The organism is Halomonas salsilacus, assembly GCF_051216275.1.
Taxonomy (GTDB): domain Bacteria; phylum Pseudomonadota; class Gammaproteobacteria; order Pseudomonadales; family Halomonadaceae; genus Halomonas.
This window is the reverse complement of record NZ_JBPKAQ010000002.1, coordinates 141,934-159,759: the sequence shown is the minus strand read 5'-3', so window position 1 is coordinate 159,759 and position 17,826 is coordinate 141,934. Positions and strand designations below refer to the sequence as shown.

The 17,826-nt window shown below is 65.9% G+C and carries 19 protein-coding genes; 11 read left to right on the top strand and 8 right to left on the bottom strand.

What is annotated here, in order from left to right; all coding sequences use genetic code 11:
- Positions 1-11: 11 nt before the first annotated feature.
- The 3 genes from dnaB (at position 12) to ACR80S_RS04125 (ending at position 2,232) form a co-directional block, all read left to right on the top strand.
- Entirely contained in the window at positions 12-1,400 is a 1,389-nt protein-coding gene (gene dnaB, locus ACR80S_RS04135) for a replicative DNA helicase (RefSeq protein WP_435399264.1), read from the top strand.
- A gap of 102 nt (positions 1,401-1,502) precedes the next feature.
- Positions 1,503-1,796: a hypothetical protein gene (locus ACR80S_RS04130; protein ID WP_435399263.1), complete on the top strand. Its 294-nt coding sequence runs from the start codon at positions 1,503-1,505 to the stop codon at positions 1,794-1,796.
- A 133-nt stretch (positions 1,797-1,929) separates the two neighbouring features.
- Positions 1,930-2,232, top strand: coding sequence for a DUF6482 family protein (locus tag ACR80S_RS04125; RefSeq protein WP_435399262.1), 303 nt, complete (start codon positions 1,930-1,932; stop codon positions 2,230-2,232).
- Positions 2,233-2,308: 76 nt separating this feature from the next.
- Here the strand turns inward: ACR80S_RS04125 and ACR80S_RS04120 are convergent, their stop codons facing one another.
- Together ACR80S_RS04120 and ACR80S_RS04115 are read right to left on the bottom strand one after the other, a co-directional pair.
- Entirely contained in the window at positions 2,309-2,719 is a 411-nt protein-coding gene (locus ACR80S_RS04120) for a thiol-disulfide oxidoreductase DCC family protein (RefSeq protein WP_435402631.1), read from the bottom strand.
- Positions 2,716-4,311, bottom strand: a complete 1,596-nt coding sequence (locus ACR80S_RS04115) for a cryptochrome/photolyase family protein (protein ID WP_435399260.1) — start codon at positions 4,309-4,311, stop codon at positions 2,716-2,718. The genes ACR80S_RS04120 and ACR80S_RS04115 overlap by 4 nt, the downstream gene beginning before the upstream one ends.
- 136 nt (positions 4,312-4,447) lie before the next feature.
- Here ACR80S_RS04115 and hemH point away from each other — a divergent pair, with 136 nt between their 5' ends.
- On the top strand, positions 4,448-5,548 hold the full coding sequence (gene hemH / locus ACR80S_RS04110) for a ferrochelatase (protein ID WP_435399259.1): 1,101 nt from the start codon (positions 4,448-4,450) through the stop codon (positions 5,546-5,548).
- 29 nt (positions 5,549-5,577) lie between these two features.
- On the opposite strand, the gene ACR80S_RS04105 is transcribed toward hemH, so the two are convergent.
- From ACR80S_RS04105 to ACR80S_RS04080, 6 genes are read right to left on the bottom strand one after another with little or no spacing between them, the layout of a single operon-like run.
- Positions 5,578-6,018, bottom strand: coding sequence for a Na+/H+ antiporter subunit G (locus tag ACR80S_RS04105; protein ID WP_435399258.1), 441 nt, complete (start codon positions 6,016-6,018; stop codon positions 5,578-5,580).
- 10 nt (positions 6,019-6,028) lie between these two features.
- The gene (locus ACR80S_RS04100; RefSeq protein WP_435399257.1) at positions 6,029-6,298 is read right to left on the bottom strand and encodes a K+/H+ antiporter subunit F; all 270 of its coding nucleotides are present in this window, start codon (positions 6,296-6,298) and stop codon (positions 6,029-6,031) included.
- Positions 6,292-6,789, bottom strand: a complete 498-nt coding sequence (locus tag ACR80S_RS04095; RefSeq protein WP_435399256.1) for a Na+/H+ antiporter subunit E — start codon at positions 6,787-6,789, stop codon at positions 6,292-6,294. The genes ACR80S_RS04100 and ACR80S_RS04095 overlap by 7 nt, the downstream gene beginning before the upstream one ends.
- Positions 6,786-8,327 (bottom strand): monovalent cation/H+ antiporter subunit D, encoded by a 1,542-nt coding sequence (locus ACR80S_RS04090; RefSeq protein WP_435402630.1) that lies wholly within the window; start codon positions 8,325-8,327, stop codon positions 6,786-6,788. The genes ACR80S_RS04095 and ACR80S_RS04090 overlap by 4 nt, the downstream gene beginning before the upstream one ends.
- Complete coding sequence (locus tag ACR80S_RS04085) at positions 8,324-8,665, bottom strand: Na+/H+ antiporter subunit C (RefSeq protein ID WP_435399254.1); 342 nt, start codon at positions 8,663-8,665, stop codon at positions 8,324-8,326. Before ACR80S_RS04085 ends, ACR80S_RS04090 begins: the two co-directional genes overlap by 4 nt.
- On the bottom strand, positions 8,665-11,475 hold the full coding sequence (locus ACR80S_RS04080) for a monovalent cation/H+ antiporter subunit A (protein ID WP_435399253.1): 2,811 nt from the start codon (positions 11,473-11,475) through the stop codon (positions 8,665-8,667). Before ACR80S_RS04080 ends, ACR80S_RS04085 begins: the two co-directional genes overlap by 1 nt.
- Positions 11,476-11,869: 394 nt before the next feature.
- On the opposite strand from ACR80S_RS04080, the gene ACR80S_RS04075 reads away from it, so the two are divergent.
- From ACR80S_RS04075 to mnhG, 7 genes are read left to right on the top strand one after another with little or no spacing between them, the layout of a single operon-like run.
- On the top strand, positions 11,870-14,200 hold the full coding sequence (locus ACR80S_RS04075; protein WP_435402629.1) for a putative monovalent cation/H+ antiporter subunit A: 2,331 nt from the start codon (positions 11,870-11,872) through the stop codon (positions 14,198-14,200).
- Positions 14,193-14,624 (top strand): Na+/H+ antiporter subunit B, encoded by a 432-nt coding sequence (locus ACR80S_RS04070; RefSeq protein ID WP_290906325.1) that lies wholly within the window; start codon positions 14,193-14,195, stop codon positions 14,622-14,624. Before ACR80S_RS04075 ends, ACR80S_RS04070 begins: the two co-directional genes overlap by 8 nt.
- A gap of 30 nt (positions 14,625-14,654) precedes the next feature.
- Positions 14,655-15,002, top strand: coding sequence for a Na+/H+ antiporter subunit C (locus tag ACR80S_RS04065; protein ID WP_435399251.1), 348 nt, complete (start codon positions 14,655-14,657; stop codon positions 15,000-15,002).
- Positions 14,999-16,576, top strand: coding sequence for a Na+/H+ antiporter subunit D (locus ACR80S_RS04060; RefSeq protein ID WP_435399250.1), 1,578 nt, complete (start codon positions 14,999-15,001; stop codon positions 16,574-16,576). The genes ACR80S_RS04065 and ACR80S_RS04060 overlap by 4 nt, the downstream gene beginning before the upstream one ends.
- Positions 16,573-17,046: a Na+/H+ antiporter subunit E gene (locus ACR80S_RS04055; protein ID WP_435399249.1), complete on the top strand. Its 474-nt coding sequence runs from the start codon at positions 16,573-16,575 to the stop codon at positions 17,044-17,046. Before ACR80S_RS04060 ends, ACR80S_RS04055 begins: the two co-directional genes overlap by 4 nt.
- A gap of 21 nt (positions 17,047-17,067) precedes the next feature.
- Positions 17,068-17,337 (top strand): MrpF/PhaF family protein, encoded by a 270-nt coding sequence (locus ACR80S_RS04050; protein WP_290906311.1) that lies wholly within the window; start codon positions 17,068-17,070, stop codon positions 17,335-17,337.
- Positions 17,330-17,734 (top strand): monovalent cation/H(+) antiporter subunit G, encoded by a 405-nt coding sequence (gene mnhG / locus ACR80S_RS04045; RefSeq protein ID WP_435399248.1) that lies wholly within the window; start codon positions 17,330-17,332, stop codon positions 17,732-17,734. The genes ACR80S_RS04050 and mnhG overlap by 8 nt, the downstream gene beginning before the upstream one ends.
- Positions 17,735-17,826 lie beyond the last annotated feature (92 nt).

The window sequence follows — 17,826 nt, the reverse complement described above, 5'->3', positions numbered from 1 at the left end:
GAACCATCGCGATGCCAGACATGCTCGTGCACGACAAGGAAACCGCCGCCCTCAAGGTGCCGCCACACTCGCTGGAGGCGGAGCAGTCGGTGCTGGGCGGCCTGATGCTCGACAACCAGGCGTGGGACCACGTCGCCGACCGCCTGGTGGCCGACGACTTCTACCGCTACGAGCATCGGCTGATCTTCAACGTCATGGCGGGGCTGGCCGAGGCGTCCCGCCCGCTGGACGTGGTGACCCTCTCCGAGGCGCTGGAGGGCCGCGACCAGCTCGATACCGTGGGCGGCCTGGCCTATCTGGCCGAGCTGGCTCGCAATACGCCTTCCGCCAGTAATATTCGCGCCTACGCCGACATCGTTCGCGAGCGGGCTACCCTGCGCAAGCTGATCCGTGCCGCCAGCCAGATCGCCGACGGTGCCTTCAGTCCCCAGGGGCGGCCAGCCGACGAACTGGTGGATGAGGCCGAGCGCCTGGTGTTCCAGATCAGCGAGGAGCGCCCCAAGTCGGGCGGGCCCATCGGCATGAGCGAACTGCTGGCCAAGGCGGTGGACCGCATCGACGAGTTGTTCAACATGCAGGGCCAGATGACCGGCCTCTCCACCGGATTCCGCGACCTGGACGAGATGACCACCGGCCTGCAGCCGTCGGACCTGGTGATCATCGCGGGACGTCCATCGATGGGCAAGACCACCTTCGCTATGAACGTCGTGGAACATGCGGTGATCTCCAGTGAAAAGCCGGTAATCGTCTTCTCGATGGAGATGCCCGCCGATGCTTTGATGCTGCGAATGCTCTCGTCGCTGGGGCGCATCGACCAGACCCGGGTGCGCACCGGTCAGCTGGAGGATGAGGACTGGCCGCGGCTTACCTCGGCGGTCAACCTGCTAAAGGACAAGCAGCTCTTCATCGACGATACCGCGGCGCTGTCGCCCAACGAGATGCGTTCGCGGATTCGGCGGCTGGTGCGCGAGCACGGCAACGTCGGCCTGATCATGATCGATTACCTGCAGCTGATGCAGATCCCCGGCTTCTCCGAGAACCGCACCGGCGAGATCTCGGAGATCTCTCGTTCGATGAAGGGGCTGGCCAAGGAGTTCGGCTGTCCGGTGGTCTGTCTCTCCCAGCTCAACCGCTCCCTGGAGCAGCGTCCCAACAAGCGCCCGGTGATGTCGGACCTGCGCGAATCGGGCGCCATCGAGCAGGATGCCGATGTGATCGCCTTCGTTTACCGCGACGAGGTCTACAATCCGGACAACCCCGACAACCAGGGGCTGGCGGAGCTGATCATCGGCAAGCAGCGTAACGGCCCCATCGGCACGGTCCACATGGCCTTCATCGGCAAGTACACCCGCTTCGAGGACCTGGCGCCGGACAGCTACGGCGACACCTTCGGCGAGTAGGGCGCAGCCTTCGGCGAACCGCCCGGCTTGAGCTCGGCGGGCAGGGCCGTATAATGCCCACCCCCGGGAGCAGGGCAGAGAGAACAGATCAGAGGAGGCAGCATGGCAGGCGGATTTCGGCGCGGCAATCGGCAGCGCACCCCCAAGCTTCAGGCGCGCGGTGAGCTCCAGTCCCTGGAGCGGGAAGGCCCCTTCAAGGAGTGGCTGGGCATGCCCGACCTCTATCGCTACCAGATGATGGTGGAAGGCGAGAGCTATAGCTACCAGACCGAGGAGGCCGAGCTGCCGGTGCAAGTGGGCGACCAGGTAGTGTTTCGCTACAAGGAGACCAGGGCGGGCAAGTGGATCGACCGCAATTCCCTGGGCAAGGCCATCGATCCCTCCAGCTACCAATAGCCATTAATCAGTCACTTGCTGAACCCTCCGGGGTGTCGAGGGTCACACTCTCGACACCCAGTCGTCACCGCGGCGTCATCTGGCGTCGCCAGACTGTGGCGCATTGCCACCACAAGAAACCCTGGAGGGAACCATGGAATTCAAGGATCTCAAGGCCTTTGCGGCCCATCACGACAACTACGAGATTCGCGTCATCGGCCATGCCGGTAGCCGCTTCTATCAGGTCGAACTTGAAGACATCGAGGGGCAGCGTCATATGCTGAGCCGACAGGGCAAGCCGGTGCTGTTCCGCTCGCTGGATGATGTCTACCTGGAACTCAAGCGTGCCGGTATCCACCGGGCCTATCTGGTGCAGCAGGTGCCCCACGACGAGATGATCGGCCGCGAGGCCCACTACCACGATCCGCTGACCTCGCGTATGCCGCTGGTCTTCTGAAACGGCCTCGGCTCGCGCCGCTCCGGCGCCGCCCTCCTGGCTCACCAACGCGGTATCCCTTGACTCCGCAACGTCATCATTCTCGCTCCCGCGACGACTCCCGCCGCCCCGAAAGCCAATGTCCCAGGCGTACCCGGCGGCGGGCAAACCAGCGATACCCCGCATCCATCAGCGGGGCGATCCCCGGCAGGCAGCTCAGCCAAACCAGTCGGCGATAGCCGAGCACGGCATAAAGCGCACGGCTGGCGTCCATGCCGATGAACCATTGCCCCTCGGCGTCCTGCAGGTGGAGCCTGCCCATCATCTCTGGAAAGCTGGTGCCCAGCGCCTCGGCGTCGAAGCCTGCCGCCTGGATATCCACCAGCCGTACCTGCTCACGTCGCCGATGGCGCGAAAGCCAGGCCACTTCCCGCTGGCACAGCGGACAGTGGCCATCGTGGTAGAGGGTCACCGGGGGGCGGGTGTCGAAGGCGTTAAGTCGGCTCATGGGGTCTCCGCACGGTAGCCGGCCAGGTGGACGCCGCGCGCTCCTTTGGCCTCATCGTGCCAGGCCGTCGTGCGCGGCAGGTTGGCCAGGAAGCGGTCGGCCTGGTCGCGGATGGCGGCGCGTTTCTCCTCGCTCATCCTGGCGAGGGAGCCGTAGATCAGCTTCATGCGCGGGTTGGCCGAGAGCGTTTCGGCGTGTCGCTCCAGGAAATGCCAGTAGAGGCTGTTGAGCGGGCAGGCGCGCTCGCCGGTGACCTGCTTAGGGTCGAAGCGGCAGTGGCGGCAGTGGTCTGACATGCGGTCGATGTATTTGCCCGAGGCACAGTAAGGCTTTGAGCCCATCAGCCCCCCGTCGGCGTGCAGCACCATTCCCAGCACGTTGGGCAGTTCCACCCATTCGCAGGCGTCGGCGTAGACGGCCAGGTACCAGTCCCCCAGCGCCTCCGGGGCCACGTCGCAGAGCAGGGCGAAGTTGCCGGTGACCATCAGTCGCTGGATATGATGGGCGTAGGCGTTGTCGCGGGTCATCTCGATGGCGCGTCGCAGGCAGCGCAGCTCGGTGTCGCCGTTCCAGTAGCAGGCGGGCAGCGCTTGACTGGCGCCCAGGGTGTTGCCGCGCTTGTAGTCCGGCATCCGCGTCCAGTAGAGGCCGCGCACATACTCCCGCCAGCCCAGGATCTGGCGGATAAAGCCCTCCACCGCATTGAGCGGGGCGCGCCCTTCGAGATACTCGCGCTCGGCGCCCTCGCAAAGCTCCCGGGGCGAGAGCAGCCCCAGGTTGAGCGTCGCGGCGAGCCGCGAGTGGAACAGGAAGGGCTCGTCGTCGCTGATGGCGTCCTGGTAGCGGCCAAAGTCCGGCAGCAGCTGGTCGAGAAAGTGGCGAAGGTCGACCAGCGCCTGGCGCCGCGTTACTGGCCAGTGGAAGCCCTCCAGGGTGCCGAAGTGGTCGCCGAAGTGCTCGGCCACCAGCGCCAGCACCGCCTCGGTGACGGTGTCGCGGCCATGGCGTGGGGGCTCGGGAACCGCCAGGTTGGCGGGCAGTGGCTCGCGGTTGTCGTGATCATAGTTCCACTTGCCGCCGGCGGGCGCGTCATCCTCCATCAGCAGCCCCGTGCGGCGACGCTGCTCGCGATAGAAGTATTCCAGGCGTAGCGACTTGCGGTCGCGCGCCCAGGCGGCGAAGTCGTCGGGCGTGGTGAAGAAGCGGTCGTCTTCGAGCAGACGCCAGGGCAGGGCGGCCTCGGCGCGAGCCTGGATGTCATGCCACAGTCGCCATTCGCCGGGCCGCACGGCGCGGATCTCGTCGCAGCCATACAGGGCCGCCAGGCGCTGTGCTTCGGCGACCAGCGCCTGGGCATTGTCGGGGTCGTCCAGGGCGCTGTAGTGAACCCGAAGGCCGTGGCTGCGCAGCTCGGCCGCAAAGTGGCGCATGGCGGCAAGGATCAGGGCGATCTTCTGGGGATGGTGGGGCACATAGGTACCCTCAGCGGCCACCTCGCAGAGTGCCACCACGGCATCATCGGGCAGGTCGCGCAGGCTGGCCAGCTCGAGACTGAGCTGGTCGCCGAGTACCAGCACCAGGGGGCGGGACATGAATTGACCTCGGGTTGTACAAGACTGACTCATAGTACAACCTGATCGCCGTCGCCGCGAGGGGCCTGATACACTAGCGCCATTCTCATCGGCAGCCAGCCTTTACCACCCGGCGCATCGACCAAGGAGCCCCCCCATGACCCACACGTCCCAGGATTCGGCCAATCCCGACATGGATCGCCCCGGCGGCGGCCGCCTGGCCCATGCGCCGGGCGACCACCCGCCGGTACCGCGGGCCAGGGTGGGCGTGCTGCTGGCCAATCTGGGCACACCGGATGCCACCGACTACCGGTCGATGCGCCGCTACCTGAGCGAGTTCCTCTCCGACAAGCGGGTGGTCGACTACCCGGACTGGAAATGGCAGCCGCTGCTGCAACTGATCATCCTGTCGCGGCGGCCCTTCAAGTCCGGCGAGGCCTATCGGAGCATCTGGAACACCGAGAAGGACGAGAGTCCGCTGCTGACCACCACCCGGGAACAGACCCGCAAGGTAGCCGAGGGACTGGAGGCGATGTTCGGCGACCAGGTGATGGTCGACTTCTGCATGCGTTACGGCAACCCCTCCACCGACAGCGTGCTCAAGCGGATGCAAGCGGCGGGCTGCGAGAAGATCCTGTTCTTCCCGCTCTACCCCCAGTACGCCTCGCCGACCACCGCCACCGCCAACGACCAGGCGTTCCGCACCCTGATGACCCTCAAGTGGCAGCCGGCCTTTCGCACCGTGCCCGCCTACTTCGAGCATTTTCGGTACATCGAGGCGCTGGCCAACACGGTGCGCGAGGCCTACACCGCCGCTGCGACGCCGCCCGAGGTGCTGGTGGCGTCCTACCATGGCGTGCCGAAGCGTTACCTGATGGAGGGCGACCCCTACCACTGCCAGTGCCAGAAGACCACGCGGCTGCTGCGCGAGGCGCTGGGCTGGGAGAAGAAAGAGATCCAGACCGCCTTCCAGTCCAAGTTTGGTCCCGAGGAGTGGGTGGGGCCTGCCACCGTGGAGCACGTGGCCGAACTGGCCCGCCAGGGCAGGAAGCATATCGCGGTGATCTCGCCGGCCTTCTCCTCCGACTGTGTCGAGACCCTGGAGGAGATCGAAGAGGAGATACGCGATGCCTTCCTCGAGGCCGGTGGCGAGACCTTCACCTACGTGCCCTGCCTCAATGAGCGCGACGACCATATCGCCGCACTGCTGGCCATCATCGAGAACGAATTAGCAGGCTGGGTGGCTCCCGGGGCCTGACGGCTACGCTGCCACTCCTGACCCCGGCGTCAGCGGGGCAGGCGGGGCTTCTGGCTTAACCGGCGGCGTGTGCGCCAGGGATGGCGAGCCTTGGCGGGACGCGCCACCCGGCTCTGTCCCACATCCTCGTCGCGCAGCTCCGGCAGCGAGCCGCGGGTGCCGGTGATGAAGCGCAGGTGCATGTGCAGGCCGGTCTTGGCCAGCATGTGGCCGGTCACCGGGGCGGTGAGGAACAGGAACAGGGTGATCAGCAGCTCCTGCACGTGGAACTCCCGCTGGGTCACCGTGAAGTAGAGCATCGAGGCCATCAGCATGCAGCCGATCCCCAGGGTGGTCCCCTTGGTGGGGCCGTGCAGGCGCATGAAGAAGTCCTTGAACTGCAGCATGCCCAGCGAGCCGGTGAAGGCGAACATGCCGCCAGCCACCAGCAGGAAGGCGACGATGCCTTCGGCCAACAGGGTGAAGGTCATGTGTGCCTCCTCACTCGATGATGTCGCCGCGCAGCAGGTAGCGGCAGATGGCCATGGTACCCACGAAGCCCAGCATGGCGATCAGGATCGCCGCCTCGAAGTAGGTCTTGGTGTTGAGCCATAGCCCCAGCAGCACGATCAGCGCGATGGAGTTGACGTAGAGGGTGTCCAGGGCCAGCAGGCGGTCGGGAACGTCGGGTCCCTTGGCCAGACGCAGGATGTTCATGGCCATGGCCGCCACGATCAGACCAAGGCTGATCATCAACGCGATAGCTAGCATTCGAAGATCTCCTTGAGCGGGCGCTCATAGCGTTCATGTATCTCGCGCACCAGCGTCTGCTCATCCTCCATGTTGAGCACATGGATCAGCAGCGATGAGCGGTCCAGGCGAATGTTGGATGAGACGGTCCCAGGCGTCATGGTGATGGTGTTGGCCAGCAGGGTGATGGTCAGTGGATCCTTCACCTGCAGGGGGTACTCGATGAACCCAGGGTGAGGCTCGCGCTTCGGCGACAGGATCAGCAGGCTCACCTGGATGTTGGCCGTGACGATGTCACCCAGCACCTTTAGCACGAACCAGGCCAGCTTGAGAGGATGCTTGACTTGGGGCAGTGGTTCCCAGAAGCCCTTGGTCAGCAGTGGGATGCCCACCGCCAGGAAGGCGCCGAGGATCAGCTGGCCGGGGGCGATACTGCGTACCAGCAGCAGCCAGACCACCAGCAGCACCAGCGACAGGGTGGGGGTGGGCAGCAGGCGCCCCTGGCTTTTCATGGTGACTCTCCCTCGTCAATGGTGAGCCGGCCGAACTGCAGGGCCGGCGATTCGCCGAGCAGCCTGGAGACCACGACCTGTGGCTCGGCCAGCTGTTCGGCGGTGTCGCGGGCGTAGTCGCTGACCGGGCCGGCGAAGCCCACGAGAAGCGGCACGCTGGCCAGCAGCCAGAGCACTCCGGCCAGCTGCGGCCGCGTGACCCGTCCGCTCTCCATCTGGCCCTTGTAGCTGGCCCAGAAGAACACCGAACCGGCCCGGGACATGGCGATCAGCGCGCAGAGCCCGGCCAGCAGCAACAGCGGCCACAGCCACAGCCGAGCGGTTCCCTCGGCGGCTTGCATCAGCAGCAGCTTGCCCAGGGCCCCGGCCAGCGGTGGCAGGCCGGCCACGGCCACCGCGGCGACCAGGAACATGCCGCCCAGCAGGTGACGCTGCTGGAGGCGGCGGCCGCGCACCAGACGCGTGCCCGCCTTGCCGCGCTGTTGGCTGATCAGCTCGGCGATCAGGTAGAGGGCGCCGCACGCCAGGGTGGTGTGGGGCAGGTAGTAGAGCAGGGCGCCGATGGCATCGATGGTGCCCAACGCCTGGCCGGCCAGCAGGGTGCCCACCGAAACCAGTACCAGGTAGGCCACCAGGGTCCGCAGGTCGCGGGACGCCAGCACGCCGATGCCCGCCAGGGTGATGGTCGCCAGACCCGCCCACCAAAGCCAGGCGGTGATCGCCTCCGCGGCGGGGGTATCGACGAAGATCAGCGACTGCACGCGCAGGATGGCGTAGAGCCCCACCTTGGTCATGATGGCGAACAGCGCGGCCACCGGTGCCGGAGCGGCGGCGTAGGTGCGCGGCAGCCAGAAATAGAGCGGCAGCAGGGCGGCCTTGAGGCTGAAGACGACGATCAGCAGTAGGGCGCCGGCGGTCACCAGTGCCGCCTGGTCGCCGGACATCTCCGCGACCCGACGCGCCATGTCGGCCATGTTGAGGGTGCCAGTGGCGCCGTAGAGCACGCCCAGTGCCACCAGGAAGAGCGCCGAGCCTGCCAGGTTGAGGATCACGTAGTGCAGCCCGGCGCCGATGCGCTCCTTGCCGCCGCCGTGCATCAGCAGGGAGTAGGAGGCCAGCAGCAGGATCTCGAAGAACACGAAGAGGTTGAACAGGTCGCCGGTGAGGAAGGCGCCGTTGAGGCCCATCAGCTGCAGCTGGAAGAGGCCGTGGAAGTGGCTGCCCCGGGCGTCCTCGCCGGCGCTGGCGAACAGCACGCAGCCCAGCGCCAGCACCGCGGTAAGGGTGAGCATCAGTGCCGACAGGCGGTCGAGCATCAGCACGATGCCGAAGGGCGCCTGCCAGTTGCCCAGAGCATAGAAGAGCAGCTCACCGCCGGCCGCACGAGACAGCAGCCAGGCACTGATCAGCACCTGGGCCACGCACAGTGCGACGCTCAGCTGGCGCCGGCGAGTGTCGCTGGCCTGGCTGCCCAGCACCAGGACCAGGGCGCCGATCATCGGAACCAGCACCGGCAAGGTGATCAGGTGCTGGATCATTTCGCGTCTCCCGCTTCACCTTGCTGGCCGTCCACGTGGTCGCTGCCCAGTTCGCTGCGCGCGCGAATCGCCAGGATCACCACGAAGGCGGTCATGGCGAAGCCGATGACGATGGCGGTGAGCACCAGCGCCTGGGGTAGCGGATCGGCCGGGCTGATGGACTCGCCGATCACTGCCGCGGCGTGGGTGTGCAGGCCGCCGCTGGAAAACAAGAAGAGGTTCACCGCATAGCCCAGCAGGGCGAGGCCGACGATGACTGGAAAGGTGCGCCCGCGTAGCAGCAGGTAGATGCCACTGGCGGTAAGCACGCCGACCACCAGCGAGAAGAGGGCTTCCATCAGCGTTCCTCCAGGCGAGGGCGATGGATCGTGGTGACCCGGCCCAGGTTGATCAGGATCATCAGGGTGGCACCGACCACGGCCAAATAGACGCCCACATCGAAGAGCATGGCCGATGCCAATTCGAAGGTGCCGATGATCGGCAGGGTCACATAGCCGAAGGTCGAGGTCAGGAAGGGGTAGCCGAACAGCCAACTGGCCATCCCGGTGGCCACGGCGATGGCCAGGCCGGAGACCGCTACCACCGGGTAGGAGAGCGGCAGCCGTTCGCGGGTCCAGTCGTAGCCGCGAGCCATGTACTGCAGGATCAGCGCCACCGCGGTGATCAGGCCGGCGATGAAGCCGCCGCCGGGCTGGTTGTGGCCGCGCAGGAAGATGTATACCGACACCAGCAGCGCGAGCGGCAGCAAGATCTGCGCCGCCACCGCGAGGATCATCGGGTGGCGATGCCGTGACCAGCGGATGCCCTCCACGTTGCCCGCCGGCATGAACAGCTTCATGCGGTTGAGCAGTTTGAAGGTCGCCAGGCCCGCCAGGGTCAGCACGGTGATCTCGCCCAGGGTATCGAAGCCTCGGAAGTCCACCAGGATGACGTTGACCACGTTGGTGCCGCCCCCGCCGGGCACTGCCTCGCGCAGGAAGTAGTCGGCAATCGAGATCGTCTCCCGGGTCAGCAGCGCATAGTTGAGCATCGCTACCACCAGGCCCAGCGAGGCGGCGAGCAGCAGGTCGCGCAGGATACGTCGGCTGGAGACCAGCAGCGGTGGGCGCTGGGGCAGGAAGAACAGCGCCAGGATGAACAGGATCATCGACACCACCTCCACCGAGAGCTGGGTCAGCGCGAGGTCCGGGGCGGAGAAGCGCACGAAGGTCAGCGATACCGTCAGGCCAACCACCGACAGCATCAGCAGTGAGACCAGCCGCCAGCGGTGGCTCAGGGCGCTGCCGATGGCGCCGAACACCATCAATGCCGCCCCCAGTACCAACATGCCGTCCACCGGCTGCAGGCCCAGCGGGCCGGTCAGGGCATCGAGGTTGGCCAGGCCCACCGCGACCATGGCCAGGGCGCAGAGCAGGAGCAGCGCCTGGTAGCGCTGCAGGGAGCCGTTTTCCAGGCGCTGGGTGAGCCACAGCGCCGCCTTGATCACCCGCAGCATGGCGGCCTCGAAGAGTCGTTCGGCGTCACGGGGGTGGAACAGGGCCGCGATGCCAGTCAGGCGCCGGTGCTGGCGCAGCACCAGCACCCCGGCGGCCACCGCCACCAGGCTCATGGCCAGCGGCAGGTTGAGGCCGTGCCACAGGGCGAGGGTGAACAGCGGGGTGGTGTCGCCTTGCACGGCGAGGCTGGCGGCATTGACCAGGGGCCCGGCCAGGGCCATGGGGAACAGGCCTAACGCGAGGCTCGTCGCCGCCAGGAAGAGCCCCGGTGCCAGCATGCCGCGGGCCGGGTCATGGACCTTGAGGGGCGGCTGGGCCTTCTGCTCGCGGGTCAGTTTGGGGGCGGCGAAGAACAGGCTCCAGATCAGGCGCAGCGAGTAGGCCACCGAGAGGGTGGCGGCCACCAGCACCAGCAGCGGGATCAGCGCGCTCAGTGCCCCCAGCACGTTGTTGAGCAGGCTCTGCTCGAACAGCATCTCTTTGGAGAGAAAGCCGTTGAAGGGCGGAAAGCCCGCCATGGCGGAGCCCGCCAGGATGACCATGGTGCCGGTGAGCGGCATCGTCGACCACAGGGCCCCCAGGCGATCGATGTCACGGGTGCCGGTCTCGTGGTCGATGATGCCCACGCTCATGAACAGCGCCGCCTTGAAGGTGGCATGGTTGAGGATGTGGAACACCGCGGCGACGATGGCCAGCGGGCTGCCCAGGCCCAGCAGCAGGGTGATCAGGCCCAGGTGACTCACCGTGGAGAAGGCCAGGATGCCCTTGAGGTCGCGCTCCAGCAGGGCAAACCAGGCGGCATAGAGCATGGTGGCGAGGCCGACCAGGGAGAGTGATACTGCCCATAGCTGGCTATCGCCCAGCGCCGGGGTGAAGCGGGCCATCAGGAAAACGCCGGCCTTGACCATGGTGGCCGAGTGCAGGAAGGCCGATACCGGGGTGGGGGCGGCCATGGCATGGGGCAGCCAGAAGTGGAAGGGGAACTGGGCCGACTTGGTGAAGGCGCCGAACAGCACCAGGGCCAGGATCAGGGGGTAGTGATCCGAGGCGCGGATCAGGTCGCCGGCGGCCAGCACCTCGCTCATGTCGAAGCTGCCCACCGTCTGACCGATCAGCAGCAGTCCAGCCAGCAGCGCCAGGCCGCCGGCCCCGGTCACCGTCAGCGCCATGCGCGCCCCGCGGCGGGCGTCGCTGCGATGGCCCCAGAAGCCGATCAGCAGGAAGGAGGTGATGCTGGTCAGCTCCCAGAATAGCCACAGCAGCAGCAGGTTGTCGGCCATGGCGATACCGATCATGGCGGTCATGAACAGCATCATGTAGGAGAGAAAGCGGCCGTCGTCCTCGTCGGCACTCAGATAATGGCCGGCGTAGTAAAGGATCAGGCTGCCGATGCCCAGGATGAGCAGGGCGAAGAGCAGTGTCAGGCCGTCGATGCGTAGCGCGAGGTCGAGCCCCAGCTGGGGCATCCAGGTCAGCGAGAAGCGGATCACCTCGCCGCTCAGTACCGCCGGGGCCTGGAACAGCACCAGGGTCAGCGCGAGCAGCGGGGCGATCAGGGTGGCGAGGGTACAGGCGCGTCGACCGTGGCGAGAAGTGAAAACCGGCACCAGGGCGCCGAACAGGGTGAGGAGGGGGATCCACATCAGGGCCATCGATCTGCTCGTCCACGCAATGGCGGATGCGCAATTGGCCAGGCCGGGCACCGGGGCGACAGGGTGCGCTGTGGCCCAGGCAGTTACGTCACCGCCTGGCTCGTCGTTGCTCGACGGGGAAGTGGACCGTCGAGTCGCTAGCGTGCAGAAAGGAAGGACGCCTCGGAAACGGCAGGATAATCATTTACTAATGATAAATTTCCGGCTTTCGTTTAAGGTGCGGAAACGCCATTCCTTGCCACTTGCCGGCGAGAGTCTATAGGCTTTCACTATCGAATAACAGGGCTTGGGTGTTGCACTGCATCATCTATTAGGCGAATGCCTGACCCGGGTCTGGGTCCCTCACCCTGCGCCCTTGGACACTCGGACGAACCCGACCAGGAGAGCTACCTTGATGCAATTCGCCGTGCTATCGGGATTCCTGCTGGCCGCGCTGGCGCCGCTCTTCCATCGCTGGTTCGGCGATCGCGCCAGTTATTTTCTGGCCGCCTTTCCCGGCCTCCTGGCGCTGTGGTTCCTGAGTCAGTTGCCGGCGGTGATGGCCGGCGAGACCTTGGTGTTCGCCATGGAATGGGTGCCCTCGCTGGGCATGAGCCTGACCTTCGTGGTCGACGGTCTGTCGATGCTGTTCGCGCTGCTGGTCACCGGCATCGGCACCTTCGTGCTGATCTACGCCGGGGGCTACCTGAAGGGGCACCCGGACCTGATGCGCTTTCATCTGGCGATCCTGGCCTTCATGGTCTCCATGCTGGGGCTGGTGCTGGCCGATGGCCTCTTCACCCTGTTCGTATTCTGGGAGCTGACCAGCATCACTTCCTACCTGCTGATCGGCTTCAATCACACCGACCTCGAGGCCCGCAAGTCGGCCCGTCAGGGGCTATTCGTCACCGTGGCCGGGGGGCTTGCGCTGATGGCGGGGCTGACGATGCTGGGGGTGGCTGGAGAGAGCTGGTCGCTCTCCGAGCTCAATGCCATGGGCGACGTGCTGCGCGACCATGACCTTTATACCCCGCTTTTGATCTGCCTGCTGCTCGGCGCCTTCACCAAGTCGGCCCAGTTCCCCTTCCACTTCTGGCTACCCAACGCCATGGCGGCGCCGACCCCGGTCTCCGCCTACCTGCACTCGGCCACCATGGTGAAGGCCGGCATCTACCTGCTGGCGCGCCTGCAGCCCAGCCTGGGTGGTACGGAGATGTGGACGGTGACGCTCTCGGTGGTGGGGGCGCTGACCATGTTCACCGGCGCCTTCCTGGCCATTCGCCACACCAACATCAAGAAACTGCTGGCCTATTCCACGATCATGGCCCTGGGCACCCTGACCATGCTGCTGGGCATCGGCACCGAGGGGGCGATGATCGCCTTCGTCACCTTCCTGCTGGCCCACTCGCTCTACAAGGGCTCGCTGTTCATGGTGGCCGGCATCATCGACCACGAGACCGGCACCAAGGACGTCACCGCCATGGGCGGGTTGCGCCCGCTGATGCCGATCACCGCCGCGGTGGCCATGGTGGCGGCCCTCTCCCTGGCCGGGGTGCCGCCGCTGTTCGGTTTCATCGGCAAGGAGCTGATGTTCGAATCGGTGCTCGAGGCCAGCGCCTGGGGGTGGCTGGTTGTGCTCTTGGCCTTTAGCGCCGCGATCCTGACCATCGCCGTGGCGGCCATCATCGCCCTGCGACCCTTCTTCGGGCAGCGCCGCCAGACCCCGCGGGTGGCCCACGAAGCGTCGGCCTCCATGCTGCTGGGGCCGGCGGTGCTGGCCACGCTCTCGTTGCTGCTGGGCCTGCTGCCGTGGCTGGCCGGCACCGGGCTGCTCACCGCGGCGGCCACGGCGGTGGCCGGTACGCCGGTAGAGGTCCGGCTCTCGCTGTGGCACGGCATCAATCTGCCGCTGCTGATGTCGCTGGTCAGCCTGGCGCTGGGCTACCTGTTGTTTAAGCGCTGGGATCGCGTCCGAGCGAGGCTGGCGCGCCTCGACCCGCTGCTCTCACGCGGCCCGGAAGCCGGCTATGACAGCTTGATGGACGGCGTGGTGGTGGTCTCCGAGTGGCAGACTCGAGTGCTGCAGAACGGCTACATGCGCAACTACATCCTGGTGATGATCGTTACCCTGATCGCCCTGGTCGGCAACTCGCTGCTGCTGCGCCACGCGCCCCAGTTCCATATCGCCCTGGACGTCCAGTTCCATGAGGCCGTCGTGGTCGGCACCATGGTGATGGGGGCTCTCTTCGCCACCATCTCCCGCTCACGGCTCGGGGCCGTGGTCTCGGTGGGCATCATGGGGTTCTCTATCGCGCTGATCTTCATCCTGTTCAGCGCCCCCGACCTGGGCATCACCCAGTTGCTGGTGGAGACCCTGACGGTGATCCTGCTGGTGCTCGTGCTGTTCCGCCTGCCGCGCTTCTCGAGCCTCTCCACTCCCCTGGAGCGGGTGCGCGACGTGGCGGTGGCCGGCAGCCTGGGCGGGCTGATTACCCTGCTGGTGCTCACCTCCTGGAGCATCGATCAGTTCGTGCCGATCTCCGACTACATGATCGCCAACAGCGCGACGCTGGCCCACGGTCGCAACATCGTCAACGTGATCCTGGTGGACTACCGCGCCCTGGATACCCTGGGCGAGATCTTCGTGCTGGCCCTGGCCGCCATCGGGGTCTTCGCCATGCTCAAGCTGCGCGCCCCGGAGAAGCCCAAGAAGAGCGCCCCGGCCAAGGAGAACGCCGATGGTTAAGTCCGGCACCATCATCCTCAACACGGCGGCGCGGCTGCTGATGCCGCTGCAGCTGTTGTTCTCGATCTTCCTGCTGCTGCGCGGCCACGACGAGCCCGGTGGCGGCTTCATCGCCGGCCTCGTGGCCGCCGGCGCCTTCACCCTCTACCTGTTCGCCTTCGGGGTCAGCGCCACCAAGGAGGTGCTTCGCATGCTCGACCCCCGGGACCTGATCGGCATGGGGCTGCTGCTGGGCATGATCTCGGTGGTGCCGGCCTGGTTCGTCGGCGAGGCCTTTCTCACCGCCCAGTGGTGGGAGATTCCCGGCATCGATTTCAAGGCCTCGACGCCGCTGATCTTCGATATCGGCGTCTACCTGGCGGTGCTGGGCTCGGTGCTGACCATGGTGATGACCCTGATGGAGGTGGACAAGGATGAGCCCTGAGAACGTCGCCCACCGGACAGGAGATGCCCCATGGAACCCTTGATGGCCATCGCCATCGGCATGCTGTATGCCGGGGCGATCTTCCTGATGCTGCGCCGCTCCATCGTCAAGCTGGTGATCGGCTTGATGCTGCTGACCAACGCCGCCAACCTGCTGATCTTTACCTCGGCGGGGATGACTCGCGGGGCGCCGCCGCTGATACCCGAGGGCATGCTGGCCCCGGAGGGGGTGGTGGCAGACCCCTTGCCCCAGGCGGTGGTGCTGACCGCCATCGTGATCGCCTTCGGCGTGCTGGCCTTCGCCGTGGTGCTGATTCGCCGGGCCTACGAGATCGTCAAGGCCGATGACCTGGACAAGATGAAGGATACCGACACGTGAGGCCTGAAGTCGCACTCCCCGTCCTCCTGCCGCTGCTGTCCGGCGCCATCTCGCTGCTCTTCTGGCGTTCGCGGCTCATGCAGCGCTTCACCGCTGTGGCCGGCAACCTGGCGCTGCTGGTGGTGGCGCTGTGGCTGTTCACCTCGGTGCATCAGGATGGCTACGTGACCATCCAGATGGGCGGCTGGGAGGCCCCCTACGGCATCACCCTGGTGGCCGACATGCTCAGCGCGGTGATGATCGTGCTCACCGCGCTGATCGGCCTGGCGCTTGCCATCTACTCGCTGGCCTCCACCGGGCCGGACCACGAGAAGTTCGGCTACTACCCGCTCATGCACCTGCTGCTGGCCGGGGTGGCAGGCGCCTTCCTTACCGGCGACATCTTCAACCTCTACGTCTGGTTCGAGGTGATGCTGGTGGCCAGCTTCGCGCTGTTGATCCTCGGTGGCGAGAAGGCGCAGATGGAGGGGGCCATCAAGTACGTGACCCTCAACCTGCTGGCCTCGGTGATCTTCCTCACCGCTATCGGCCTGCTCTACGGCATGGTGGGCACCCTCAACATGGCCGACATCGCCCTGCGCCTCCACGCGGCGGAACACCAGGGCATGGTGGAGGTGCTGGCCGTGATGTTCATGGTGGCCTTCGGCATCAAGGCAGCGGCCTTCCCGCTGTTCTTCTGGCTGCCGGCCTCCTACCACACGCCGCCGGTGGCGGTGTCGGCACTGTTCGCCGGCCTGCTCACCAAGGTGGGGGTCTACTCGCTGTTCCGGGTCTTCACCCTGATGTTCGACCAGACGATGGACTACACCCAGGACCTGCTGATCTGGGGGGCGGCCCTGACCATGGTCACCGGGGTGCTGGGCGCGGCGGCCCAGTACGAGTTTCGCCGCATCCTGTCGTTTCATATCGTCAGCCAGATCGGCTACATGATCCTGGGGCTGGCGCTCTACACGCCCCTGGCGATCGCCGGCGGCGTCTTTGCGGTGATGCACAACATTGTGGTCAAGACCAACCTGTTCCTGATCAGCGGCATCACCCGGCACCTGCAGGGCACCTACCAGCTCAAGAAAATGGGCGGGCTCTACAAGGAGCGCCCCTGGCTCGCCGTGGCCTTCTTCCTCTCCGCCTTCTCCCTGGCCGGCATCCCGCCGCTGTCGGGCTTCTTCGCCAAGTTCGTGATCGTGCGCGCCGGCATCGAGGCCGAGGCCTACGTGGTCACCGGCATCGCTCTGGCGGTGGGCTTCATGACGCTCTACTCCATGGTCAAGATCTGGAATGAGGTGTTCTGGAAGGCGCTGCCCGAAGGTAACCTGGTGCCCGAGCGGGAGACCGTGGTGGGCGATGATGGCCGCATGGTCAAGCCCACCATGTGGTTGATGACCCTGCCGGTGGGGGTGCTGGCGGCGCTGTCGCTGTTGATCGGCGTCTTCGCCGAGCCGCTGATGGTGGTGATGAACACCATCGGCGATCAGCTGATGAACCCGCAGGGCTACATCGACGCCGTGCTCGGCGGCAACGTGGATGTCATCGAGGCCCTCATCGAGGCGCCGGCAAGCGAGGAGACAAGCCCATGACCGGAGCCATCTGGAACCTGCTGCTGGCCCTGGCCTGGGTCGTGCTCAGCGGCGACTTCACCGGGCTCAACCTGGTGGTGGGGCTGGTGTTCGGCTACATCGCCCTGCTGCTGATTGAGCCCCAGGTGGAGTCCCTCAAGGGCTATCCGGGGCGTATTCCGCGGATCCTGGGTTTCATCGGCTTCTTCATCAAGGAGCTGCTGATGGCCAACCTCAAGGTGGGCTTCGACATCCTCACACCGCCCTGGCACATGAAGCCCGGAGTGATCGCCATGCCTCTGGAGGCGCGAACCGAGCTGGAAATCACCATGGTCGCCAACCTGATCTCCCTGACCCCCGGCACCCTGAGCCTGGACGTCTCCGATGACCGCAAGGTGCTCTACATTCACGCCATGTTCCTCGACGATGAGGAGGAACTGCGCCGCAACCTCAAGGAAATGGAACACCGTGCCCTGGAACTGTTTCGCTGAGCCTGGCCGTGAGGTGCCGACATGGATACCGTGATCCTGATCAGCCAGGTCATCATGAGCCTGGCGCTGATCCTGTGCTTCGTGCGCGTGGTGCGCGGGCCGAGCCTGCCCGACCGGGTGGTGGCCCTGGAGCTCTTCGCCAGCATCGTGGTGGGCCTGGTGGGGGTCTATGCCATCAAGTCCGACGTCTCGAGCTTCATCGATGCCGCCATCGTCATCGCCCTGATGGGGTTCCTGGCCGCCATCGGTTTCGCCCGCTTCCTGGAACGTGGAGGACCGCGCGATGATTGAGTTCATCAAGGGCACCCTGGTCATTTTTGGTGCGCTGCTGATGCTGCTGGCGTCGCTGGGTATCCTGCGCCTGCCGGACCTGCTGACCCGCATGCATGCGACCACCAAGGCCGCGGCCCTCGGGGTGATCCTGATCATGCTGGCGGTGGCGATGCACTTCGCCGAGGTGGGGGTAGCGGCGCGTGCCTTCGCCATCATCGTGTTCATCCTGATGACGGCTCCGGTGGCGGCCCATGTGATCGGTCGGGCCGGCTACTTCGTGGGCTCCAAGCTGTGGAGCGGAACGGTCAAGGATGAGCTGCGACCCAACTATGATCCACTCACCCATGAGCTCAAGAGCGGTCACGAGACCGAGGCCAACGCCCGGCGCGAGCCGAAGGAGACCGACCCCTCCTGACCCCTCGTGTCATCTGTCCGTTGAAGGCCGCCTCCGGGCGGCCTTCTGCCGTGATGGGGCGGTAAGCATCGGAGCTTTAAGTTATACATTTA